This is a genomic window from Microbacterium wangyouchuni, from assembly GCF_051546305.1.
In the GTDB taxonomy this organism is placed as follows: Bacteria; Actinomycetota; Actinomycetes; order Actinomycetales; family Microbacteriaceae; genus Microbacterium.
The window spans coordinates 15,842-38,824 of sequence record NZ_JBPTMA010000013.1 but is presented as its reverse complement, the minus strand read 5'-3'; the positions used below and the strand labels follow the sequence as shown (position 1 = coordinate 38,824).

Genomic DNA, 22,983 nt, shown 5'->3' with positions numbered 1-22,983 from the left:
CTGGTCTTTGATCCAAAGGAATTCTCACCAGTCCGAAGACCGACGAGGATAATTTGGCATTTGACAAGTGCACGCTGTTGAGTTCTCAAGGATCGGATGCTCCCCCGACCCAGTCATCACAACCAGGCCCGAAGGGCAACTTCTCTATCTTATCCCCCTCCTCCAGCTTGTCAAATCGACGCGCCGAGCGGATTTGAGATCCGCATCGCAGTCGAAATGAACCGCAGAAGAGGTGGAAGCTCCCATCCTAGCCGCAAGCGGCAGGCCCTCACAACTGAGAGGTTTGGGAGTGGTTCTCCACTTGAGGGGGGTGAGGCTTTTCGGCCTTTCCGCTTCCCTGTGGGGCGAACAAGTAATAACTTACGCGGGTTGCGGGGTTCGGGCAAATCGGGGCGGTATCCCTGGCGTGTCGCACTCCCTCTCCCGCGGGATCGCGCACCTCTCCCCCGGGATCGCGCCGGCCACGGCACGCCCCCGGATACGCAGAAAGCCCCTGCTGTAACAGCAGGGGCTTTCGTGAAACGCGATCAGAAGACGTTGACATCCAGCGGGATGCCGGGGCCGAACGTGGTCGACACCGTGCCCTTCTGGATGTAGCGACCCTTTGCGCTCGACGGCTTGAGACGAACGATCTCGTCAAGGGCAGCACCGATGTTCTCATCGAGCTGCTCTGCCGAGAAGGATGCCTTGCCGACGATGAAGTGCACGTTCGAGTGCTTGTCGACGCGGAACTCGATCTTTCCGCCCTTGATCTCCTCAACGGCCTTCGCCGGGTTCGGAGTCACGGTGCCAGTCTTCGGGTTCGGCATCAGGCCACGGGGGCCGAGGACCTTACCCAGTCGACCGACCTGGCCCATGAGCTCAGGGGTCGAGACTGCGGAGTCGAAGTCGGTCCAGCCGCCAGCGACCTTCTCGATGAGCTCGGCGCCGCCGACCTCATCTGCACCTGCGGCGATGGCAGCTTCAGCTGCGGGGCCGGTGGCGAAGACGATGACACGAGCGGTCTTGCCCGTACCGTGCGGAAGCATGACGGTGCCGCGCACCATCTGGTCTGCCTTGCGCGGGTCAACGGCAAGCTTCAGCGCGACCTCGACGGTCGAGTTGAACTTTGCCGAGCCGGTCTCCTTCGCGAGAGCGACAGCCTCGGTCGGAGTGTAGAAACGGTCTGCCTCGATCTTCGAGACAGCAGCCTTGTAAGCCTTGGACTTTGCCATGATTATTCCCCTTAGCCCTCGACCGTGATGCCCATGGAGCGGGCTGTTCCGGCGATGATCTTCGAGGCAGCCTCGATGTCGTTCGCGTTCAGATCGGCCTGCTTGGTCTCGGCGATCTGACGGACCTGGTCCTTGGTGATCTTCGCAACCTTGACCGTGTGCGGCGTAGCCGAACCCTTCGGGACGCCAGCAGCCTTCTTGATGAGCTCTGCAGCCGGCGGGGTCTTCAGGATGAACGTGAAGCTGCGGTCCTCGTAGACAGTGATCTCAACGGGGACGACGTTTCCGCGCTGCGACTCGGTCGCGGCGTTGTACGCCTTGCAGAACTCCATGATGTTCACGCCATGCTGACCGAGCGCGGGGCCGATCGGCGGCGCTGGGTTAGCTGCACCGGCGTTGATCTGAAGCTTGATCAGGCCGGTCACCTTCTTCTTAGGTGCCATTTCCTCTTCCTTTCATCGAACGGATGCCGGGGCATCCGATCTCCCACGAACCCGGTGTCTCCGAGACGTGGTGTGCTGCGCGCGCACGAATGCGCACACAAACCATCCCAGTGTACCCGATGCAGAACGCCCCGTCGGCCGGAGCCGAACGGGGCGTTCGTGAAGCGTTTTTCGAGAGTCAGAGCATCTTGGTGACCTGGTCGAACGACAGCTCGACCGGGGTCTCGCGCTCGAACAGGGAGACGAGCACGGTGAGCTTGCCGCTCTCTGGCTTGATCTCGCTGATCGAACCAGGCAGGCCAGCGAACGAGCCTTCCTTGATGGTGATGGTCTCGCCGACTTCGAAGTCAACCTCAGCCGGGATCGAGCGGGCCACAGCCAGGCCGCCCTTGGACTGAACGTTCTTCGCGGTCGGAATGTCCTTGACCTCGACGAGTGCCTTCAGCATGTTGAAGGCTTCTTCGAAGCGCAGCGGTGTCGGGTTGTGGGCGTTGCCCACGAAGCCGGTGACACCAGGAGTGTGGCGGACGACAGACCAGGTGTCCTCGTTGAGCTCCATGCGCACGAGCACGTAGCCGGGGATCCGGACGCGCGTGACCATCTTGCGCTGACCGTTCTTGATCTCGACGACGTCCTCCATCGGGACCTCGATCTGATAGATGTCGTCCTCGACCTCGAGCGTCGACTTGCGCTGCTCGATGTTGGCCTTCACCTTGCGCTCGAACCCGGCGTAGGAGTGGATGACGTACCACTTGCCCGGCAGCATCCGCAGGTCCATGCGGAAGGCCTCATAGGGGTCTTCTTCAGCAGGCTCTTCTTCAGCGGACTCGTCGTCAGCGGACTCGTCGTCAGCGGCGTCTTCTTCGCCATTGACGTCGGGGCCGTCGTAGGGTGCTACCTCTTCGGCAGCAGCAGCTTCGTCTTCGGCAGCCTCTTCGGCGGTCGAATCGTTGAGGACCTCGGCTGCAGCTTCGGTCTCTGCAGTCTCGTCCAGGTTGAGAGCGTCGTTCACGATCGCGTCCGCCTCCGGGTCGTTGATGTCAATGTCTTCGGCACCTTCGTCCGAGCCGTCGGCGTCGTCCTCGATGTGCACAGCAATACGCTCGGCCGGTGCAGATGACTGCTCTTCGGCGGAGAGCACGTTGCCCTCTTGGGCTTCGTCGTCCTCGCTGGACTGCTCCGCGGCGGTCGCCATGTCGGCGTCGTCGGAATATCGTTCAGACACGTTGTTTCTTTCCATTCATAGCGGTCGAGCCGCAGGAGTGACGCTTACTGCGGCACTCCGAAGACCTGTGTAGTCAGCCACGAGAAGGCAGCATCCAGGCCGTAGACGAGCGCCATCATGATGGCGACGAAAACCAGCACGACACCGGTGAACTTGAACAGTTCTTTGCGCGTCGGTGTGACGACCTTGCGCAACTCGCCCAACACCTGACGGAAGAACAGAGCGATACGGCCGAAGAAGCCGAGCCTGTTCACGCTCGCGGCACCGCCTGACGCGACGATTTCGCCGCGCGGTTCGTCCTGATCCATCGTGAATGTACCTTTCCGTGTGCCAGCGTGGCGCTGACGCGCAGGGCGGACAGGAATCGAACCTGCAACCTGCGGTTTTGGAGACCGCTGCTCTGCCAATTGAGCTACCGCCCTAGAGACCTGATGGCCCCTGGGATCCGCACCTCCCCCGCACCCATGGGCACGGAAAAAGAATGCAGACAACTGCTCCTCCAGTGTAGAGCATGCTGCGTGCCCCGGCGAACAAAGCCAGCTTCACCCGGGGCGTAGCGGCTCAGAACAACTGCCGCCAGTTCGCCTTGGCGAGGTCGAGGAGCTCGTCGCCGCGGCCCGACATCACCGTGCGGATGGCGTAGAGCGCGAAGCCCTTGACCTGATCGGCGGTGATCGTCGGCGGCATCGAGAGTTCCTGCCGCTCGGTGACCACGTCCAGCAGCGCAGGCCCATCATGAGCGAGGACTTCGCGCACAGCATCCGGCAGATCCTCGCTGCGCTCCACCCGCCTGGCGAAGATCCCGAGCGCCTCGGCGACGGCTGCGAAGTTCGGGTTCTCAAGATCGGTGGCGTAGGTGACGAAGCCGGCCGCCTTCATCTCGAGTTCGACGAAGTTGAGCGAGGAATTGTTCACCACGATCGTCTTCACCGGCAGCCTGTTCTGGGTGAGGGTGATGAGCTCGCCGAGCATCATCGCCAGGCCCCCATCCCCCGCCAGCGCGACCACCTGACGGTCCGGCTGTGCGGTCTGCGCCCCGATCCCGTGCATGAGCGCGTTCGCCATCGAGCCGTGTGTGAAGGAGCCGATCAGGCGGCGCCGCCCGTTCATGGTCAGGTAGCGCGCAGCCCACACGGTCGGTGAGCCGACATCCGCCGTGAAGATCGCATCCTCGCTCGCATGCTCGTCGAGAAGACGGGCAAGATACTGCGGATGAATCGGGTTCGAGCCCTTCGACGGCACCGCGAGCTCGTCAAGCTTCGTGCGCGTCTTCCGGTAGTGCGCAACGGCATCATCGACATGCGAGCGGTCGCTCTTCTCGGCGAGCCGCGGCAAAAGGGCTGTGACGGTCGCCTTCACATCGCCCACGAGTCCGAGATCGAGCGGATGCCGTTTGCCGAGCTGCGAACCGCGGATATCGACCTGAATCGTGGTGACGCCGTCGGGGTAGAACTGCGTATACGGGAAATCTGTGCCCAGCAGCAGCACCGTGTCGGCGGCATCCATCGCCCGAAAACCCGACGCGAAGCCGAGCAATCCGGTCATGCCGACATCGAAAGGGTTGTCGTGCTCGATGAACTCCTTGCCGCGCAGGGCATGCACGACGGGCGCTCCGAGCCTGTCAGCGAGCGCGACGACCTCGTCGTGGGCACCTTCGACTCCGGCGCCCGCAAGGATCGTGACCCGCTCTGCGGCGTTGAGCAGACGTGCGGCTTCTTCGAGCTCTGCGGGGCTGGGTACAACGATCGGACGCGTGCGCGTGATCACGCTCGCCCGATCATCCGCAACCTCGGAAAGGGCGACATCGCCCGGGATGACGAGCACGGCAACTCCGCGCTGTTCAATGGCGGCGCGCATCGCGATCTCCAGCATCCGTGGCATCTGCACCGGATCGGCGACGTACTCGACGTACACGCTGCACTCGCGGAACAGCTCCTGCGGATGGGTCTCCTGGAAGTATCCGGTGCCGATCTCATGCGTCGGGATGTGCGCGGCGATCGCCAGCACCGGCACGCGCGAGCGCTGCGCATCGAAGAGTCCGTTGATGAGGTGCAGGTTGCCTGGCCCGCACGAACCCGCGACGACGGCGAGATCACCGGTGATCGCCGCATCCGCCGCAGCCGCGAACGCAGCCGACTCCTCATGGCGCACGTGCAGCCAGCGGATCGTGCCGTCCTTGCGCAGCGCATCGGTGAAGCCGTTGAGGGAATCACCCGGGATGCCGTAGACCCGGTCGATGTTGTTAGCCCGGAGGGTGCGGACGATGTTCTCGGCGACGTTGACCATGCCCCCGAGGCTAGTGCGGGAGTAGGTAAAGAGCGAGAGGCCCCCGGCATCCGCTTTCACGAACATCGAGGGCCTCTGCGATCGAGCGTTGTCAGCTCATCGGGATCACGGCATAGGTGAGCCAGGTGAGCAGGAACCCGGCGACGCCGAGCACGGTGGTCAGCGGCGTCCAGGTGCGCAGGCCATCCTTGACCGACAGGCCGAGGTAGCGCGTGACCACCCAGAAGCCGGAGTCGTTGACGTGGCTGAGGCCGAGCGCACCGTAACCGATCGCGACCGCGACGAGCGCGATGTGGATCGTGTCGAGGCCGAGCACGGCGACCGAAGGCAGCAGCAGACCCGCCGTCGTGGTGATGGCCACGGTGGCGGAGCCCTGGGCTGCGCGCATGATCAGCGAGATGAGGAAGGCAGCGAGCAGCAGCGGCATACCGCTGCCGGCGAGCAGCTCAGCAACCGCACCGCCGATGCCGGTCTCGGTGAGGACCTTTCCGAAAGCGCCACCGGCACCGGTGACCAGGATGATGACCGCGGCAGACGGCAGAGCCGACTCCATGACCTCACCGAGCTTCGCCGCCGACCAACCACGGCGGACACCGAGGAAGAACATCGCGGCGGCAATGGCGACCATGAGGGCGAAGATCGGCTGACCGATCATCGAGAGGAATCCGTTCCAGAAGCTGCCGGGCTCGAACGAGGGCGCAACCGTGGTGCCGAGCATGATGAGCGCGAGCGGCAACAGGATGAGTCCGAGCACGGTGAATGCGCTCGGTGCCTTCTCACCGTCGCGCAGGCCCGCGTTGGCGGAGGTCTGGTCCGTTCCGAAGCTGTCGAACATCTCCTTCGTGGCCTCGATCATCGCGAATTCCTGGCGGTTGATGATCTTGCCAACCCAGAACGACAGCGCCGCGAGCGGGATGGAGATGATCAACGAGAAGATCAGCACCCAGCCCATGTCAGCGCCGAGGATGGTCGCGCCGCCGACGATGCCGGGGTGTGGCGGAACAGCGACGTGCACGGCGAGCATGATGCCGGCGACCGGCAGACCGAACTTGATCGGGTTCAGCCCCGCGATCTTTGAGAACGCGAAGATGATCGGGACGAGGATGATGAAGCCGGCGTCGAAGAACACCGGGATCGCGAGGATCGCCGCGGCGATGACCAGGGCGATGCCGACCCGCTTCGGGCCGAGCCACTTGGTGAACTTGCCGGCGAGCGACTCCGCTCCCCCGGACAGTTCGATGATCTTGCCCAGCATCGACCCGAGGGCGACGAGCACGGCGACCGAGCCGAGCGTTCCGCCCACACCGGCGATGATCGCCTGGATGATGCCGAGCTTTTCGACGGTTCCATCGTCGGCGGTGATGCTCGTCATCGGCAGGCCGGCGGCAAGACCGACGACGATCGAGACGAGGATGAGGGCGTAGAACGCCTGCATCTTGAAGCGGATGATCAGCAGGAGCAGCAGCGCGAGGCCGGCGACTCCGATCGCGATCAGGGCGGGAAGAGGGAGCATCTCTGGATCTCTTCTTTCAATTGTCAGGGCGCAGATGCGCCGAGCGAGGTTTCTGGGCGCGGATGCGCCGAGCGAGTGTGGTCGGGTCAGGAAAGTCGTGCGGGGGCGATCACGCGGATCACAGCGGAGTCATCGTGTGCGCCGAGGCCCTGGGCCTCACCGAGCAGGAAGAGCTGCTCGGCGGCGTTCGCGACCGGGGTCGACAGGTGCGCGGCGCGAGCGGCCGTGCCGACGATGCCCATGTCCTTGACGAAGATGTCGAGGCGGCTGAGCACCTCGGCGCCGTCCTCGTCGTAGGCCTGCAGCGAGCGGGGTCCCCGGTTGCCGAGCATGAACGAGTTCGCAGCCCCCGCGGTGAGCGCCCCGAGGGTCTTCTCCCGGTCAAGACCCAGCGCATCAGCGAGGGCGAGCGCTTCGGCCGCCGCGGCGATGTGCACACCGCACAGCAGCTGGTTGACGGTCTTCAGTGCCTGGCCATCACCGGGCTTGTCGCCCACGATCGACAGGGTCGATGCGAGCTGCTCGAGCACAGGGCGAGCGACCTCAAGTGCTGCCGGAGTCGCGCCGACGACGATCAGCAGATCGCCCTCACCGGCGCGGACGGGGCCACCGGAGAGCGGAGCATCCACGAGCTGCGCACCGTGCTCGGCCAGACGGCGGGCGATCTCGCCGATCCCGTCGATCCCGACGGTGCTGGTGAGGATCACGACAGCGCCATCGTCGAGGTGCGAAGCCAGCGCGGTGTCCCCGAACAGCAGGTCATCGAGCTGGGCACCGTTGCGGACCGCTACGAGCACGGCCTGCGCGCCGGCGACGGCATCCGCGGCAGAATCAGCAGCCTTCACGCCCTTTTCCGCGGCGAGGGCGATGCGCTCGGCCGCGATATCAAAGCCGCGCACCTCGAAGCGCTCCGCGAGACGGGTGGCCATCGGCAGGCCCATGGCGCCGAGACCGATGACGGCGACAGTGGATGTGGAAGTCATGTCTGTTCCTTCAGTTCGTTGTGGCGCAATGAGCGTCAGCAGGTTGTGCGCGGTGCGCGTCAGTTGGCGTCGGCGAGCGTGGCAACGACGCGGGCCAACGAGTCCGGCTCGCCGACATTGCCGGCGAACACGATGTAGGGGATGCCGACGGCAGGGCCGGTCTGCGGCTGCCACAGCGAGACGATGCCGGGCAGCATCGGGCCGAGCACGGTGGCACGGCGAATCTCGAGCGCTTCGCTGGCGACGTCGCTAGAGGTAATGCCGCCCTTCGCGATCACGAACCGCGGCGGGGCGATCGCCAGCACACGACGCACGAGCTCGACGACACCGCTGGAGACCTTGCGGGCGATCTCGAGGCTCTCCTCGCCGGTTGCGCCGGTGACGAGTTCGCGAGTGGTGTGCACGATCACCGATCCGGATGCCAGGGCTTCGGCGACCGCGTTCGCCTGAGCGTCGAGGTACTGCTCGCGACGATCGTCGATGAGGCTGGGCACGTCGAGTTCGATCGTGGCGGTGTCCGGGCGCTGGCGGCGCAGTTCTTCGAGCTGCTGGGTGGTCAGCGGCACGTGGCTGCCGACGACGACGAGACCGCCGCGGTCGTAGGCGAACGGGATATCGGCGGCCTTCACGGGCTCGGCGATCTCCTGGCCGATGTGGGCGCGGACGTACGGCGGGCCGACGCGCAGCAACACCTCACGCTCGGGCAGCTGCTGCAGCGCGAGTGCGACGACGCGCATATCGGATTCTTCGACGACGTCGACCGCGACGACACAGCCGGCGGGCAGGTCCCGGAGGAAGGATGCCACGGCGTCGACGCCCGAGCGGATGATGCTGATCGTGAGCGCTGCGACCTGGTCGGCCGGGAAGCGGCCCTCGGTCTTCTCGGCGACCCAGTCCCGCAGGTTCGACGAGGAGAAACCGAAGGTGGCGTCAGCGGCGAATGGGGTCTCCCCGACCGGCGTCGCCTCACCGGCTGTGACCCAGTAGTGCACCGAGTCGACGGTGATACGACCGGCATCCGGGAAGGCGGGAACGAGCAGGGTGAGCTCGGGAGCACCACCGCCGTGAGCGACGATCTCAGCGGCGAGCACGTCGGTTTCGAGCGGGAAGTGACCGCGCAGGGTCGAGTCACCGCGCGAGACGAAGGTGACGCGACGGCCGGATTCGGATGCTGCGGCGAGCGCGACCGCGACGACCTCGCGGTTGCGCTGGGCTGCGGATTCCTCGTCGAGGGAGCGCGTGTTGGTGAGCACGTAGACGGCCGGGGCGCCGGTGGCGAATGCGCCGGCGAGGTCTTCGTGCTCCCAGCGGGTGAGCACCGGGAGGTTCGCGACCGACTGGGTTCCGGTGGGGTCATCGTCCAGGACGACGAGGACACCCTGCGGATCAAGCGCTGCGCGCACCTCGGCGGCGTCGATCTCGACGGGGGCCGGCAGTGGGGCGAGAAGCGCATCGATATGCACGGGAACTCCTTCGTTCAGAGGGGGTTGTCAGCGAATCTCAGAGGGTTATCCGATATCAGATAACGAGGGTACGCCTAAACTCGCGCCCTGGCAAGCGGACTACTCGCCGAGCACGTAGTGCAGCAGGTCGTCACGGGTCTGGCGCATGTGACTGGCCATGGCCTCACGTGCCGCTGACCCGGATCGCGTGCGCATCGCCTCGAGCACCGCGGCGTGCTCGGCGATCGCGTGCTCACGAATCTCCAGCACGGCACTGGTCTCACTGCGGGAGTCCTGCAGGATCGCGGTGAGCGGACGCACGGATGCCACCAGAATCCGGTTGTCGGCGGCGGCGAAGATCACGTCGTGAAACGCCAGGTCGGCATCCACGAACCCGGGGACATCGCCGTTCGCGTGCGCGGAGCGCATCTCCTCGAGCAGTTCCTCGAGCCGTTCGATGTGCTCATCGGTGCAGCGGGGAGCTGCGAGCTCGGCGGCTCCTGTCTCGAACATGACGCGCATGTCGATGAGGTCTAGGGACGAGCGACGCCGCGCTCCCCCACTGCGGGAGAAGCGGACGACGGCCTCGAGCCCGGTCCACTCGTCGACCGGTGCGACGCGGTGGCGGCTGCCGGGAACGGGGACGATGACGCCCTGCGCCTGCAGCAGACGGACGCCCTCGCGCAGGGTGAGCCGTGAGACGCCGAGGAGAGCGGCGAGATCGGCCTCGGCCGGAAGGGTCTCTCCGGCCTCGAGTCGCCCGGCGATGATCTCATCCAGCAACCCGTCCACGACGGACTGCGTGCGGGAGACTCGTTCGGGTTTCATAGCACAACGGTAGCGCGCCGGCGGGCGGGGCGCCTTCCCGAGCGCCGCGACTCACCAGGTGGCGCGTGTGGCCGCATCCCGGCGCTGCGCGCGGCAACAAGCGCCACCTCCCATCGGTACCACCCCGCGCAACCCCGCGCACGCCCGCGCCAGGTGTCGCAAACGGCCGCATCCCGGCGCTGCGCGCGGCAACAAGCGCCACCTCCCGCGGCGGCACCCGCGGCGGCACACTCACCCGATCCGGATCAGCTTCTTGTTGACGAACTCATCGGCGGCCAGCATCCCGAGCTCGCGCGACGTGCCGCTGCGCTTGACTCCGCCGAACGGCAGCTCCGGACTATCTGCGAGCACGAGGTTGACGTAGACCATGCCCGCCTCGATCCCGTCGGCGACGCGCTCGGCCTGCGCGGCATCCGTGGTGAACACGTACGACCCCAGCCCGAAGGGCGTGTCGTTCGCGATCGCAACGGCCTCTTCCTCCCCCGCCGCCCGGTACACGACCGCTGCCGGGCCGAACAGCTCCTCGCGGTACACATCCATGTCGGCTGTGACATCGGCGAGCACGGTCGGTGCGAAGAAGGCCCCGTCCCGCGTGCCGCCGGTCAGCAGCGTCGCCCCCTGCGACACCGCGCCATCGATCTGCGCCTGCAGTCGTTCCGCCGCAGCCAGCGATGACAGCGGTCCGAGCACGGTCTCCTCAGCGGTCGGATCCTCAGCGCTCACCGCCGCGAGCGCGGCGACGAACTTCGACACGAACTCCTCGTACAGCCCGTCGACGATGATGAAGCGCTTGGCTCCGTTGCAGGACTGACCGTTGTTGTCCAGGCGCGCATCGACGGCCGCTTGCACGACCGCATCCAGGTCATCCGTCGACAGCAGCAGGAACGGGTCGGACCCGCCCAGCTCCAGCGCGACCTTCTTCAGGTGGCGACCGGCGACCTCGGCGACCTCGGAGCCCGCACGTTCGGACCCGGTGAGCGACACCCCGCGCACCCGCGGATCGGCGATGATCGTCGCTGCCTGCTCGTTGCTCGCGTACACGTTGATGTACGCGCCGTCTGGCAGCCCGGCATCCCGGTAGATCGCCTCCAGTGCTGCCGACGATTCCGGACACTGGGAGGCGTGCTTGAGGATGATCGTGTTGCCGACGGCGAGATTGGGAGCAGCAAACCGCGCCACCTGGTAGGCCGGGAAATTCCACGGCATGATCCCCAGCAGCGCGCCCAGCGCCGCACGCCGGATGACAGCGGTGCCCTCACCGAGAATATTCAGCGGCTGATCGTCGGTGATCTGCCCGATGTTGTCGGCATAGAACTCGATGATGTCCGCGGCGAACTCGACCTCGCCGACGGCGGCAGCGATCGGCTTGCCCATCTCGCGCACGATGATCGCGGCGAGCTCGTCGGTCCGTTCGCGGTGCAGCTGCGCGATGCGGCGGATCACGGCAGCGCGATCGGCCGGCGCCGTGGCCGACCAGGTGGATGCTGCGCGATGCGCCCGTGCGACAGCATCCTCGATCTGGGCGTCGGTGAACGTGTCATACGTCGCCAGCATCTCGCCGGTCGCGGGGTTGGTGACAGAGTAAGCGGTCATCATCGTCCTCTCGTTGTCTGCGGATTCAGCTGACGGGGGTCAGCTGTTCGGGATCAGGGTGTACTTCGTGGAGAGGTACTCGTGGATGCCCTCGAGCCCACCCTCGCGGCCGATGCCGGACTGTTTGACGCCGCCGAAGGGGGCTGCCGCGTTCGAGACGACTCCGACGTTGAGGCCCATCATGCCGGTCTCGAGTGCGTCGATCATCCGGTGTCCGCGGGCGAGGTCCTCGGTGAACACGTAGGACACCAGACCGTACTCGGTGGCATTAGCCAGGCGAACGCCCTCCTCCTCGGTATCGAAGGTGGCGATGGCGAGCACCGGCCCGAAGATCTCCTCGCGCAGGATGTCACTGCCCGCGGCCACATCGGCGATGACCGTGGGTTCGAAGAAAGTGCCTTCGCCGTCGATCGCACTGCCACCGGCGAGAACGCGCGCACCACGGCCGACGGCATCGTCGACGAGCGCACCGGCCTTGGCGACAGCATCCGCGTCGATCAGCGGGCCGATCGTGACGGCATCGTCGGTGCCGCGTCCGACCTTCATCTCCTTGACGCGAGCAGCGACCCGGTCGGCGAAGTCCGCCGCGACCGAGGAGTGCACGATGAAACGGTTCGCTGCCGTGCAGGCCTGGCCGATGTTGCGGAATTTTGCGAGCATCGCGCCGTCGACGGCCTTGTCGAGGTCGGCATCGTCAAACACGACGAACGGCGCGTTGCCGCCGAGCTCCATCGACACGCGCAGCACCCCGTCCGCGGCCTGGGCGATGAGTTTTCGCCCTACCTCGGTGGAGCCGGTGAACGAAAGCTTCCGCAGCCGCGGATCGGCGATAATCGGCGCCGACAGCTTCGACGACGACGAGGTCTGCACAACGTTGACGACGCCCTTCGGGAGCCCGGCCTGTTCGAGCAGTTTCGTGAAGAAAATTGTCGTCAAGGGCGTGAGCGCTGCGGGTTTGATCACGACCGTGCAGCCAGCCGCGAGCGCCGGGGCGATCTTGCGGGTCGCCATCGCGAACGGAAAGTTCCACGGCGTGATGAAGAACGACGGCCCGACCGGACGCTGCGACACGATCATCGTTCCGGTGCCCTCGGGGTTCTGCCCGTACCGGCCGGCGATGCGCACGGCCTCTTCGCTGAACCAGCGCAGGAACTCACCGCCGTAGCCGACCTCACCGCGCGCTTCGGCGAGGGGCTTGCCCATCTCGAGCGTCATCAGCAGGGCGAGGTCTTCTTTGTGCTGCTGCACGAGGTCGAATGCGCGGCGCAGAATGTCGCTGCGCTCGCGCGGGGCTGTGGCGGCCCAACCCTCTTGGGCGGCGACTGCCGCGTCGAGCGCCAGGGTGCCGTCCTCGGGGCTCGCGTCGGCGATCGATGCGAGCACCGCACCGGTTGCCGGGTCGTTGACGTCGAAGGTGCGCCCGCCGGTGGCATCCCGCCATTCACCGCCGATGAACAGGCCAGTCGGGATGCTGTCGAGCAGAGCGCGCTCGTCGGATGCAGTGGTCATGGTCGTCTCCTTCAGGATCGGGGTGTCCGCGATGCTGAAGACGACGCGTGCAATCGAGCCACGGTGCCGCCCTTCCGTATCAGCGGTGATGCCGGAGAAGCATCGGCCGTGATCCGAATCCCCCGATACGAATCACGGCCGACGGTTCTATTGTGCCGCGAGTGCGGCGGTCAGAATGTCAATGCCCTCGTTCAGCAGTGCGTCGCCGATCGACAGCGGAGGCAGAAAACGGATGATATTGCCGAAGGTTCCGCAGGTGAGGATGATCACTCCCTGGGCGATGCAGGCCCGGGCGACCGCGGCCGTGAGCGCAGCATCCGGTGCTCCGGTCTGCGGATCGACGAACTCGACGGCGATCATCGCGCCATGCCCGCGGATGTCTCCGATCCGGGCATCCTGCGCCTGGATCGCGGTGAGCCGACCCTTCAGCAGCGCGCCGATCTGCTGTGCGCGCTCGATGACCCCGTCGTTCTCGAAGATGTCGATGGCGGCGAGCGCCGCGGCGCAGGCGATGGGGTTGCCGCCGTAGGTTCCGCCGAGACCACCCGGGTGGGAGGCATCCATGATCTCGGCGCGTCCGGTGACGGCGGCGAGCGGGAGGCCCGCGGCGATGCCCTTCGCGGTGGTGACGAGGTCGGGTTCGATGCCGAAGATCTCGCTGGCGAACATCCGGCCGGTGCGGGCGAATCCGGTCTGCACCTCGTCGGCGATGAAGACGATGCCGTTCGCGCGGCACCAGTCCTGGATCCTGTTCAGGAAGCCGTCGGCCGGGACGATGAATCCGCCCTCGCCCTGGATGGGTTCGATGATGACGGCGGCGAGGTTGTCGGCGCCGACCTGCTTCTCGAGCTGCGTGATCGCCCGCTCAGCGGCTTGCGGTCCGGTCAGTCCGTCGCGGAACGGATACGACATCGGCGCACGGTAGATCTCGGGGGCGAAGGGGCCAAAACCGCTCTTGTACGGCATCGCCTTCGCCGTGAGCGCCATGGTGAGGTTCGTGCGGCCGTGATAGCCGTGGTCGAAGGCTGCGACGGCCGCGCGACCGGTGTATTTACGGGCGATCTTGATCGCGTTCTCGACGGCTTCAGCGCCGGAGTTGAACAGCGCGGTCTTCTTCGCGAAGGCACCGGGGGTGAGCCTGTTCAGCGCCTCGGCGACCGCGATGTACGACTCGTACGGCGAGATCATGAAGCAGGTGTGCGTGAACTGCGCGGCTTGGGCGGCGATCGCGGCGGCGACCTTCGGATGCGCGTTGCCAACGCTGGTCACGGCGATGCCGCTGCCGAGGTCGATGAGGGCGTTGCCGTCGGCGTCCACGACGATTCCTCCGCCGGCTGCCACCGCGGCGACCGGGACGGTGTGGCCGACGCCGGAGGGCACAGCATCCGCTTTTCTGGCGAGGATCTCGGCAGATCGCGGACCGGGCAACTCCGTGACCAGCCGGCGTTGCTGTGGCAGGTCGGGTCCACCGAGGGGGATCTGCGTGGCTGGCATGAGGCTCATGCTCGTGAGCGTAGGCCGAAGCCCTGCCCCACGCACTCGCCGGACTGTACAATCTGAGCTATCTACTCGCCAGTACGTATAACGAGTGCTCAGAACGGATGCCGTGGACCAGCCATCACTACGCGCGCTGCTCGGTCGTCGCGACCTCGGGTTGCAACTGGTCTCCGAGGCGCTACCCCCGGAGGCGCTGGACCGACCGCTGCGCTGGGTGCACTCCTCTGATCTCGCCGATCCGACGCCGTTTCTGGCGGATGATCTGGCGCTACTGACCACGGGGAGTCAGCTAGACGGCCCGGTCACAGCATCCGTATATGTCGCGCAGCTGAGCGCGCGCGGAGTCGTCGGGCTCGGATTCGGCACCGGAGTCCGCCACCCCGAGGTTCCCGCCGATCTGGTCGCCGCATGCACTGCTTCAGGACTGCCGCTGTTCGAGGTGCCGTACCGTACACCGTTCATCGCCGTCGCCCGGGCGCACGCCGAGGCCATCGCCGCCCAGGCGTACGCCCGACGAAGCTGGGCGCTGGACACGCAGCGCGCCCTGGCCGTGGCCGCTCTTCGCCGACACGGACTGGCGGCGATCATCAGCGAGCTCGGCCGACGTCTCGGCGCCTGGGTGGCGATGTTCGATGCCTCCGGCACGCTCACCTTCGAGCATCCGCCCGGTGGGATTGCGGCCGCGACCCGAGAGGTTGTCGCAGCTCAGGTCGCGGAGGTGCTCACCCGGGGCGCCGAGACCGGAAGGTCAATCGTGGTCGACGAGCAGACGATGCAGCTGTTCACGCTCGGCCGGCGGCACGGGCTGCGCGGCGTCATTGCGATCGCCGCGCCTGCGCTGGATGCCGAGGCACGCGCCGTCGTGACATCGGTCATCGCCATGGCGGGGCTCGCACTCGAGCAGAACGATCAGTTCGTCAGCGAACGTCGCCGTTTGCACACGCAGCTGCTGCGTTCGCTCCTGCTCGATGACGCGACGCTGGCTCAGCGCGTGCTGTCGTCGCTGCCGACCGGACAGATCATCGTGGCGGTGGCGGTGGATGCCCTCCCCGAAGCCCTGGAGGAGTGGTGGGAGCGACGGCGCGCAGAGCGCGGGTCACGGTCGTTCCTCGCGTCAGCGGATGAGGGCGTGGTGATCTGTCTGCCGGCGGCGGATGCCGTGCTGCTCGATGAAGCTGCCGAGCGCTTCGGCATCCGCATCGGGGTGTCGGATTCGGCCTCGTACGCGGAGTTCTCCCGTGCGCATGCGCAGGCACTCAGTGCGCTGCGGCGCGGGGCGGGTGCGGGCGGTGCGGGCGGCGCCGCGGGGGCTGCCGGGGCCGCCGGGGCCGCGGGTGGCTACGGGGCGATCCGCTTCGCCGATGCAGTGGAATCCGGCATCCTGTCCGCCCTCACCACCGATGATGCGCGCCTGATCGCGCAGTCCCGGCTCGCGCCGCTGCGCGATCGCGATGCCGATCACGACGCAGATCTCGAGCAGTCGCTGCGCGTCTGGCTGGAGCATGACGCCCGGTTCGAAGCCGCTGCTGCAGCCCTGGGCATCCATCGCCACACGCTGCGCTCGCGCGTAGCGCAGGCATCCAAGCTGCTGGGAATGGACCTGAGCACCTTCCCCGCGCGCGCCGAGCTGTGGGCGCTGCTACAGGCTTCCCGCGCCTGATCCGCGGCGGGCGGGGCGGTGTAGCCACGAGAAATGCTTTCCCGCATGAAACAGGCCTTCACAACCCCTGTCTCATGCTGCAAACCATTTCTCGCGGCGGGCAACGCGCTACCGCGGCGCGTGCGCCTCCAAGAATTCGTACACATCCGTCGTGTCCACCCCGGGAAACGCACCGGTCGGCAGCGTCGCGAGCAGCGTGCGCGGAGTCTTCACGTTCGGCCAGGAGTGCTCGCGCCAGCGCTCCTCCAGGTCGGCGGGCGCGCGGCGGCAGCAGGCCTCGACGGAGTGGTTCGACACGCCCCGGTTGGTGGTGTCGCGTCCGACGAACCAGCGGGTGTCGTCGAAGCGCACGCCGACGCTGACCGAGTGCAGCCCCTCGCTGGATGCCTCGACGCGCGCCGTGCACCAGTAGGTGCCGTTCCCGGTATCGGTGTACTGGTAGTACGGGTTGAAGCGGTCATCCTCGTCGAACACGACGCGGCTGGTCCAGCGGCGGCAGCACATCTGCCCCTCGATGGCCCCAAGCCGGTCGGTGGGGAAGTTCACGTCGTCGTTCTCATACGCCTTCGTGATCGTGCCCGACTCGTGCACCTTGAGGAAGTGCACCGAAATGTCGAGGTGCTCGGTGGCGAGGTTCGTGAAGCGGTGCGCTGCCGTCTCGTACGAGACCGAATAGGCATCCCGGAGGTCTTCGATCGAGATGGCTCGGCGCTGCTTGGCATCCTTCAACGCCGGCGCGACATGCGCTTCGGGCATGAGCAACGCGCCGGTGAGGTAGTTCGTCTCCACCCGCTGGCGCAGGAACTCGGCATAGCTGCGCGGCTCGGCGTGTCCCAGCATCCGCGATGACAGCGCCTGCAGCACGGCGGTGCGCGCATCGCCCTTCGCGGGCACCCGGCTGGACAGATAAAGCCGCCCATTGGCGAGGTCGGCGACACTGCGCGTGGTCTGCGGCAGGTCCGGCGCGTAGTGCAGGGTGAAGCCCAGATACGCCGCGATCTCGGATGCTGTGCGCTGAGTGAGCGGACCTCCGGGGTGGCGCACCGCTGCAAGAATCTCACCCGCCGTGGCCTCGAGGTCTGCGAAGTAGTTGTTCTGGCTGCGCATGAGGTGGCGCAGTTCCACGTTCGCGCGGCGCGCTTCTTCGGGAGTCGCCGCACGCTCGTCCTTCAGCCGGTCGATTTCGCTGTGCAGCGCGAGCAGGGCTTTCAGGGCATCCGTCGGCACGGTCTTGCCGATGCGGAAGGGCTCGATGCCGAGTGCGCGGAACGTCTGCCCCTTCATCGCACGCTCCAGCGCGATCTCGACCGCGCTGCGCTCGTCCAGCGGCTCGCCCTCGAGCAGCGCGTCGATTCCGACTCCGAGCGCCCGCGCGATGGCCTGCAGCAGCGTGAGCTTCGGCTCGCGTTTGCCGGTCTCGATCATCGATAACTGGCTCGGCGCCCGGTCGACGGCAGATGCTAGATCCTCCAGCGTCATCGCGCGGGCAGTGCGCAGTTGCCGGATGCGACGCCCGATCGTGAGCGCGTCGGTGTCGTCCTCGGTGAGAGCGGATGCTGAGCCCGGAGAAGCGGTCATGGGGCCGATTCTGTCACGAAAGCAGAAATTTCTGGATTCTTCTCTACGTAATTGGTCGTTTGAGCGTGTGAAGTTCACTCAGAGTGGATGCCAAGCCACCGATCAACGTCGACTCAGGGAGACAGAATGACCATCCACGCAACTCCAGGACAGCCGCCCCTTCGTGCCGGAGACCAGACGCAGACCGCCGCCGAGCTGCAGGAGATCTGGGACACCGATCCCCGCTGGGATGGCATCGAGCGCACCTACACGGCAGAGGATGTCGTCCGCATCCGCGGTTCCGTCCGCGAATCCTCCACGCTCGCCCACCGCGGCGCCGAGAACCTCTGGAACCTCATCAATACCGAGGACTACGTCCGGGCGCTCGGCGCCTACACCGGTGGCCAGGCCGTTCAGCAGGTTCGCGCAGGGCTCAAGGCCATCTACCTCTCCGGCTGGCAGGTCGCCGCTGACGGCAACCTGGCCGGTCAGACCTACCCGGACCAGTCGCTGTACCCGGCGAACTCCGTTCCCGCCGTCGTGCGCCGCATCAACAATGCGCTGCTGCGTCAGGACCAGCTCGAGCACGCCGAGGGCACCATCACCCAGGACTGGCTGGCACCGATCGTCGCCGATGCTGAGGCCGGCTTCGGCGGTCCGTTGAACGCCTACGAACTGGCATCCTCGCTGATCCAGGCCGGTGCCGCCGGCATCCACTGGGAAGACCAGCTCGCCAGCGAGAAGAAGTGCGGCCACCTCGGCGGCAAGGTGCTCGTGCCGACCCAGCAGCACATTCGCACGCTGAACGCCGCGCGTCTGGCGGCCGACGTCGCCGGCGTTCCGACCGTCATCATCGCCCGAACGGACGCTCTCGCCGCAGACCTCCTCACCAGCGACATCGACGAGCGCGACCAGGAATTCACCACCGGCGAGCGCACCCCCGAGGGCTTCTACCGGGTTCGCGCGGGCCTCGACTCGGTCATCAGCCGCGGTCTGGCCTTCGCTCCGTACGCCGACCTCATCTGGGTGGAGACGGGTGAACCCGACATCGAGCTCGCCCGCGAGTTCGCCGCGGCGATCCACGCAGAGTTCCCCGGCAAGCTGCTGGCCTACAACTGCTCTCCGAGCTTCAACTGGAAGAGCCACCTGTCCGACGAGCAGATCGCGACGTTCCAGCAGGAACTGGCTGACCTGGGCTACAAGTTCCAGTTCATCACCCTGGCCGGCTTCCACGCCGTGAACCACTCGATGTTCGAGCTCGCCCGCGGCTACGCGGACCGCGCCATGAGCGCATACGTCGAGCTGCAGGAAGCAGAATTCGCCGCCGAAGCACACGGCTACACCGCCACCAAGCACCAGCGCGAAGCGGGTACCGGCTACTTCGACGTCATCTCCACAGCGCTCAACCCCGACAGCGCGACACTCGCTCTCGCCGGCTCAACCGAAGCCGCGCAGTTCCACTAACCGCTCATGTCTCAGAAGATGCGGGTCACCACCGCCCGCACCCGCATCTTCTGAGACACCCCCATCTCCGCGTTACAGAAAGTGCCGCCCCACGCCTGGCATACCCGCATCTTCTGAGACGCACTCCACGAAAAGGATTCCGATCATGACCACTCCCACCGCTCCCCCGACCACCGCTCCCACGCAGACGATCAAGCAGGGCCCGACCCTGGAGGTCACGGGCCCGCTGTACGACCGGTTCGACGAGATCCTCACTCCCGAGGCGCTCGCCTTCCTCACCGAGCTGCACCACCGCTTCGCGGCTCGCCGCCACGACCGGCTCGCCGACCGCATGCGCCGCCGCTTCGAGATCGGCAACGGCCACGACCCGCGGTTCCGCGACGACACTCGCCACATCCGCGAGGACGCTGCGTGGCAGGTCGCCGGTGCGGGCCCCGGCCTGGAAGACCGCCGCGTGGAGATCACCGGCCCGACGGACCCGAAAATGACCATCAATGCGTTGAACTCCGGCGCACGGGTCTGGCTCGCCGACCAGGAGGATGCTACGAGCCCCACCTGGCACAACGTCATCGGCGGGCAACTGTCGCTGCGCGATGCGATCCGCGGTGAGCTCTCCTTCACCTCACCCGAAGGCAAGCGCTACGAGGTCACCGCCGAGCAGACGCCGACGATCGTGATGCGTCCGCGCGGCTGGCACCTGACCGAGAAGCACCTGAACTTCATCGATCGCACCGGCCGCAGCATGGCAGCATCCGGATCTCTGACCGATTTCGGTCTCTACTTCCTGCACAACGCGAAGGCGCTGATCTCCTCGGGCCGCGGCCCGTACTTCTACATCGCCAAGCTCGAATCCAGCGAAGAGGCCCGGCTCTGGGACGACGTCTTCACGTTCGCGGAGGAGTACGTCGGCATCCCGCACGGCACGATCCGCGCGACCGTGCTGATCGAGACACTGCCTGCAGCGTTCGAGATGGACGAGATCCTGTACGAGCTGCGCGATCACTGCGCGGGCCTGAACGCCGGACGCTGGGACTACATCTTCTCGATCATCAAGAACTACCGCGGCCGCGGCGCGCGTTTCGTGCTGCCCGATCGCAGCGAGGTCACGATGACGGTGCCGTTCATGCGTGCGTACACCGAGCTGCTGGTGAAGACCTGCCACCGGCGCGGAGCCTTCGCGATCGGCGGCATGAGCGCATCGATCCCGAGCCGTCGAGACCCCGAGGTCACTGCGATCGCGCTGGAGAAGGTTGCCGCAGACAAGAAGCGTGAGGCGAACGACGGCTTCGACGGCACGTGGGTGGCGCACCCCGATCTGATTCCGACCGCGCAGGCGGAGTTCGATGCCGTGCTGGGCGATCGTGCGAATCAGGTCGACCGGCAGCGCGACGATGTTCACGTGACCGCCGAGGATCTGCTGAACCTGCAGATCGGGCGTCCGATCACCGCTCAGGGCGTGCGCGACAACGTCTCGGTCGGCATCCGCTACATCGAGGCGTGGATTCGTGGGCTCGGCGCCGTGGCGATTGACAATCTGATGGAGGATGCCGCGACCGCAGAGATCTCGCGCTCGCAGGTGTGGCAGTGGATCCACCAGGACCGCACGACGGAGAACGGCACCCGCATCACGCCCGAGTACGTCGAAGGGCTGATCGCCGAGGTCCTGGCGGAGGTTCCGCGCTCCAAGTCCGATCGCTTCGAGGATGCTGCGGAGGTGTTCCGCGAGGTGTCGCTGGGTACGGAGTTCCCCGCGTTCCTGACGCTGTCGGCGTACTCGAAGTTCTTGGTCGAAGAGGGCTGAGCCGCGAAACAGGCCTAACTGCATGAGAAAGGTCCTGCCAGCACGTGTTTCGTGCAGCAGGACCTTTCTCGCGCGTTCGGCTCGCGCGCTCGGCTCGCGCGTTCGGCTCGCGCGCTCGGCTCGCGCGCTCGGCTCGTGCGCTCGACTCGTGCGTTCGGCTCGCGCGTTCGGCTCGCGCGTTCGGCTCAGACTTCGCCGGCAGCCACCGTCTCGGCGAGCGCGTGCACGCGCACCAGGTGGTGGGCGCCGTAGAAATCTGCATCGGTGAGGCGCGCAGCATCCGATTCCTCCACAGCCGCGTGCCCGACCACGGCGACCACGGCGAGCGCATGCATCCAGCCACCGGCGAGCGTGCCGAGCAGCATCAGATACGGGACACTCGCCGCATACGCATCGCGCGGCGCATCCGCGAAGCCCAGCACAGCCTCCGTCGCCTGACGCGCAGCCACAACTGCCCGCTCGAGCCGGTCGGCCGCCCGCGTTCCGACGCCCGAATCACCCGTGCGCAGCGCCGTCACGGTCTCCTCCATCTGCTCGAACAGCGCCGCAACGGTCGCGCCCTGATCGCGCAGCACCTTGCGTCCGATGAGGTCGTTCGCCTGGATCGCGGTGGTGCCCTCGTAGATCGGCACGATACGGGCGTCACGGTAGTGCTGGGCGGCGCCGGTTTCTTCGATGAATCCCATCCCGCCGTACACCTGGATGCCATCACTCGTCACCCGCAGCGCCTCTTCGCTCGCCCACCCCTTGAGGATGGGCACGAACAGCTCGGCCATCCGCAGCACGTCGGCGTCGGCATCCGCCCGATCGAACAGGTCGCCGACGAACACCGACAGCGCCCGCATCGCGAACACCTGGCTCGACATGGAGTGCAGGATGCGCCGGACATCCGGATGCTCGGCGATCGGCGTCCCCGCGGGACGATCGAGCACGCGCCCCTGCATGCGTCCCGCGGCATATTCAGCGGCGCCCTGGTATGAGCGATCGGCGATGCCGGTCGCCTGGTGGCCCATGCCGACGCGGGCGGAGTTCATCATGACGAACATTCCGGCCAGGCCCCCGTGCAGCTCGCCGACGAGATAGCCGGTGGCCTCTTCGTAGGAGAGCACGCAGGTAGGGCTCGCGTGGATGCCAAGTTTGTGCTCGATCGCGACCGTCTCGATGCGGTTGCGCTCCCCCAGTGAACCGTCCGGTTCGACCATGAGGCGCGGTGCGACGAACAGTGAGAGTCCGCGGGCTCCGTCCGGGGCATCCGGCGTGCGCGCGAGAACAAGGTGCACGATGTTGTCGGCGATGTCGTGGTCGCCCCACGTGATGAAGATCTTCTGCCCGCTGATCGACCAGGTGCCGTCTTCGCGCGGGGTCGCCATCGTGCGGATCGCGCCGAGATCGGTGCCCGCCTCCGGCTCGGTGAGGTTCATGGTGCCGGTCCACTCGCCGCTGACGAGTTTGGTCAGGTAGGTCTCACGCAGTTCTTCGGATGCTGCGGCATCGAGCGCATGGATGGCACCGGCTCCCAGCATCCAGCACAGCGCGAAGGCCGCGTTGGAGGCGTTCCAGATCTCGCCGAGTCCGGCAGCAACTGAGCCGGGGAGTCCGTCACCACCGGCGGATTCCGGAGCGGTGGCGCCCACCCATCCGGCCTCGACCAGTGCCTGGTATGCGGCGGCGAAGCCTTCGGGCAGCCGCACCTGACCGTCGACGAGTTGTGCGCCGACCTGGTCGCCGGTGCGGTCCAGAGGTGCGAGTACTTCGGCAGCGAACTCGCCGGCGCCCGCGATGATCTCGACGGCGTCCTCGGCACTGAGTGCGCCTTCGGAGGCCGCGGCGACGATGTCACGGCCGAAGGCCTCGCTGTAGAGGAAGGCATAGTCCGCGACGGGCGGGATGTAGGCAGCAGTCATCGTCAGCTCCAATTGATAGACACTCAGGCTCACTCTATCTGAGACCGAGTTTCACGGCTAGAGG

General features: G+C 66.6%; 17 protein-coding genes and 1 tRNA gene. 3 read left to right on the top strand and 15 right to left on the bottom strand.

The genetic code is table 11. The features are described 5' to 3' along the window. Positions 1–527 precede the first annotated feature (527 nt). The 13 genes from rplA to gabT all read right to left on the bottom strand — a co-directional run bounded on the left by rplA (position 528) and on the right by gabT (position 14,539). Positions 528–1,214 carry a 50S ribosomal protein L1 gene (gene rplA / locus ACSS7Z_RS15985; RefSeq protein ID WP_438255865.1) on the bottom strand — a complete coding sequence of 229 codons (687 nt, stop codon included), beginning with the start codon at positions 1,212–1,214 and terminating at the stop codon, positions 528–530. A gap of 11 nt (positions 1,215–1,225) precedes the next feature. Then, on the bottom strand, positions 1,226–1,657 hold the full coding sequence (gene rplK, locus ACSS7Z_RS15980) for a 50S ribosomal protein L11 (RefSeq protein WP_438255864.1): 432 nt from the start codon (positions 1,655–1,657) through the stop codon (positions 1,226–1,228). 178 nt (positions 1,658–1,835) lie between these two features. Further along, positions 1,836–2,882 carry a transcription termination/antitermination protein NusG gene (gene nusG / locus ACSS7Z_RS15975; protein WP_438255863.1) on the bottom strand — a complete coding sequence of 349 codons (1,047 nt, stop codon included), beginning with the start codon at positions 2,880–2,882 and terminating at the stop codon, positions 1,836–1,838. A gap of 44 nt (positions 2,883–2,926) precedes the next feature. Then, positions 2,927–3,190 carry a preprotein translocase subunit SecE gene (secE, locus tag ACSS7Z_RS15970; protein ID WP_438255862.1) on the bottom strand — a complete coding sequence of 88 codons (264 nt, stop codon included), beginning with the start codon at positions 3,188–3,190 and terminating at the stop codon, positions 2,927–2,929. A 41-nt stretch (positions 3,191–3,231) separates the two neighbouring features. Beyond that, positions 3,232–3,304: transfer RNA gene (locus ACSS7Z_RS15965), tRNA-Trp, on the bottom strand. 139 nt (positions 3,305–3,443) lie between these two features. Then, positions 3,444–5,168 (bottom strand): ubiquinone-dependent pyruvate dehydrogenase, encoded by a 1,725-nt coding sequence (gene poxB, locus ACSS7Z_RS15960; RefSeq protein ID WP_438255861.1) that lies wholly within the window; start codon positions 5,166–5,168, stop codon positions 3,444–3,446. Between the two features lie 91 nt (positions 5,169–5,259). Beyond that, a complete protein-coding gene (locus tag ACSS7Z_RS15955; protein ID WP_438255860.1) occupies positions 5,260–6,681 on the bottom strand; it encodes a GntP family transporter in 1,422 nt (473 codons plus the stop codon). A gap of 86 nt (positions 6,682–6,767) precedes the next feature. Continuing rightward, on the bottom strand, positions 6,768–7,664 hold the full coding sequence (locus ACSS7Z_RS15950) for an NAD(P)-dependent oxidoreductase (RefSeq protein WP_438255859.1): 897 nt from the start codon (positions 7,662–7,664) through the stop codon (positions 6,768–6,770). 59 nt (positions 7,665–7,723) lie between these two features. Then, positions 7,724–9,127 carry a four-carbon acid sugar kinase family protein gene (locus ACSS7Z_RS15945; protein WP_438255858.1) on the bottom strand — a complete coding sequence of 468 codons (1,404 nt, stop codon included), beginning with the start codon at positions 9,125–9,127 and terminating at the stop codon, positions 7,724–7,726. A gap of 99 nt (positions 9,128–9,226) precedes the next feature. Further along, a complete protein-coding gene (locus ACSS7Z_RS15940; protein WP_438255857.1) occupies positions 9,227–9,934 on the bottom strand; it encodes a FadR/GntR family transcriptional regulator in 708 nt (235 codons plus the stop codon). A gap of 231 nt (positions 9,935–10,165) precedes the next feature. Continuing rightward, on the bottom strand, positions 10,166–11,527 hold the full coding sequence (locus tag ACSS7Z_RS15935) for an NAD-dependent succinate-semialdehyde dehydrogenase (protein WP_438255856.1): 1,362 nt from the start codon (positions 11,525–11,527) through the stop codon (positions 10,166–10,168). A 39-nt stretch (positions 11,528–11,566) separates the two neighbouring features. Further along, positions 11,567–13,036 carry an NAD-dependent succinate-semialdehyde dehydrogenase gene (locus ACSS7Z_RS15930; protein WP_438255855.1) on the bottom strand — a complete coding sequence of 490 codons (1,470 nt, stop codon included), beginning with the start codon at positions 13,034–13,036 and terminating at the stop codon, positions 11,567–11,569. 147 nt (positions 13,037–13,183) lie between these two features. Continuing rightward, positions 13,184–14,539, bottom strand: a complete 1,356-nt coding sequence (gene gabT, locus ACSS7Z_RS15925; protein ID WP_438255854.1) for a 4-aminobutyrate--2-oxoglutarate transaminase — start codon at positions 14,537–14,539, stop codon at positions 13,184–13,186. 103 nt (positions 14,540–14,642) lie between these two features. Between gabT and ACSS7Z_RS15920 the strand changes: the two genes are divergently transcribed. Beyond that, the gene (locus ACSS7Z_RS15920) at positions 14,643–16,193 is read left to right on the top strand and encodes a PucR family transcriptional regulator (RefSeq protein ID WP_438255853.1); all 1,551 of its coding nucleotides are present in this window, start codon (positions 14,643–14,645) and stop codon (positions 16,191–16,193) included. A gap of 108 nt (positions 16,194–16,301) precedes the next feature. On the opposite strand, the gene ACSS7Z_RS15915 is transcribed toward ACSS7Z_RS15920, so the two are convergent. Next, positions 16,302–17,771: a helix-turn-helix domain-containing protein gene (locus ACSS7Z_RS15915; protein WP_438255852.1), complete on the bottom strand. Its 1,470-nt coding sequence runs from the start codon at positions 17,769–17,771 to the stop codon at positions 16,302–16,304. A gap of 126 nt (positions 17,772–17,897) precedes the next feature. Between ACSS7Z_RS15915 and aceA the strand changes: the two genes are divergently transcribed. Both aceA and aceB read left to right on the top strand, forming a co-directional pair. Beyond that, complete coding sequence (gene aceA / locus ACSS7Z_RS15910) at positions 17,898–19,214, top strand: isocitrate lyase (RefSeq protein ID WP_438255851.1); 1,317 nt, start codon at positions 17,898–17,900, stop codon at positions 19,212–19,214. 145 nt (positions 19,215–19,359) lie between these two features. Continuing rightward, a complete protein-coding gene (gene aceB / locus ACSS7Z_RS15905; protein ID WP_438255850.1) occupies positions 19,360–21,015 on the top strand; it encodes a malate synthase A in 1,656 nt (551 codons plus the stop codon). Between the two features lie 185 nt (positions 21,016–21,200). On the opposite strand, the gene ACSS7Z_RS15900 is transcribed toward aceB, so the two are convergent. Continuing rightward, positions 21,201–22,919, bottom strand: coding sequence for an acyl-CoA dehydrogenase family protein (locus ACSS7Z_RS15900; protein WP_438255849.1), 1,719 nt, complete (start codon positions 22,917–22,919; stop codon positions 21,201–21,203). Positions 22,920–22,983: the final 64 nt, after the last annotated feature.

Bases quoted from the DNA above. Each gene is read 5' to 3' on its own strand.
- aceB (WP_438255850.1), top strand. From the start codon at position 19,360: ATGACCACTCCCACCGCTCCCCCGACCACCGCTCCCACGCAGACGATC.
- ACSS7Z_RS15940 (WP_438255857.1), bottom strand. From the start codon at position 9,934: ATGAAACCCGAACGAGTCTCCCGCACGCAGTCCGTCGTGGACGGGTTG.
- ACSS7Z_RS15955 (WP_438255860.1), bottom strand. From the start codon at position 6,681: ATGCTCCCTCTTCCCGCCCTGATCGCGATCGGAGTCGCCGGCCTCGCG.
- ACSS7Z_RS15935 (WP_438255856.1), bottom strand. From the start codon at position 11,527: ATGACCGCTTACTCTGTCACCAACCCCGCGACCGGCGAGATGCTGGCG.
- gabT (WP_438255854.1), bottom strand. From the start codon at position 14,539: ATGAGCCTCATGCCAGCCACGCAGATCCCCCTCGGTGGACCCGACCTG.
- ACSS7Z_RS15930 (WP_438255855.1), bottom strand. From the start codon at position 13,036: ATGACCACTGCATCCGACGAGCGCGCTCTGCTCGACAGCATCCCGACT.
- ACSS7Z_RS15950 (WP_438255859.1), bottom strand. From the start codon at position 7,664: ATGACTTCCACATCCACTGTCGCCGTCATCGGTCTCGGCGCCATGGGC.
- poxB (WP_438255861.1), bottom strand. From the start codon at position 5,168: ATGGTCAACGTCGCCGAGAACATCGTCCGCACCCTCCGGGCTAACAAC.
- ACSS7Z_RS15900 (WP_438255849.1), bottom strand. From the start codon at position 22,919: ATGACTGCTGCCTACATCCCGCCCGTCGCGGACTATGCCTTCCTCTAC.
- rplK (WP_438255864.1), bottom strand. From the start codon at position 1,657: ATGGCACCTAAGAAGAAGGTGACCGGCCTGATCAAGCTTCAGATCAAC.
- secE (WP_438255862.1), bottom strand. From the start codon at position 3,190: ATGGATCAGGACGAACCGCGCGGCGAAATCGTCGCGTCAGGCGGTGCC.
- rplA (WP_438255865.1), bottom strand. From the start codon at position 1,214: ATGGCAAAGTCCAAGGCTTACAAGGCTGCTGTCTCGAAGATCGAGGCA.
- aceA (WP_438255851.1), top strand. From the start codon at position 17,898: ATGACCATCCACGCAACTCCAGGACAGCCGCCCCTTCGTGCCGGAGAC.
- ACSS7Z_RS15915 (WP_438255852.1), bottom strand. From the start codon at position 17,771: ATGACCGCTTCTCCGGGCTCAGCATCCGCTCTCACCGAGGACGACACC.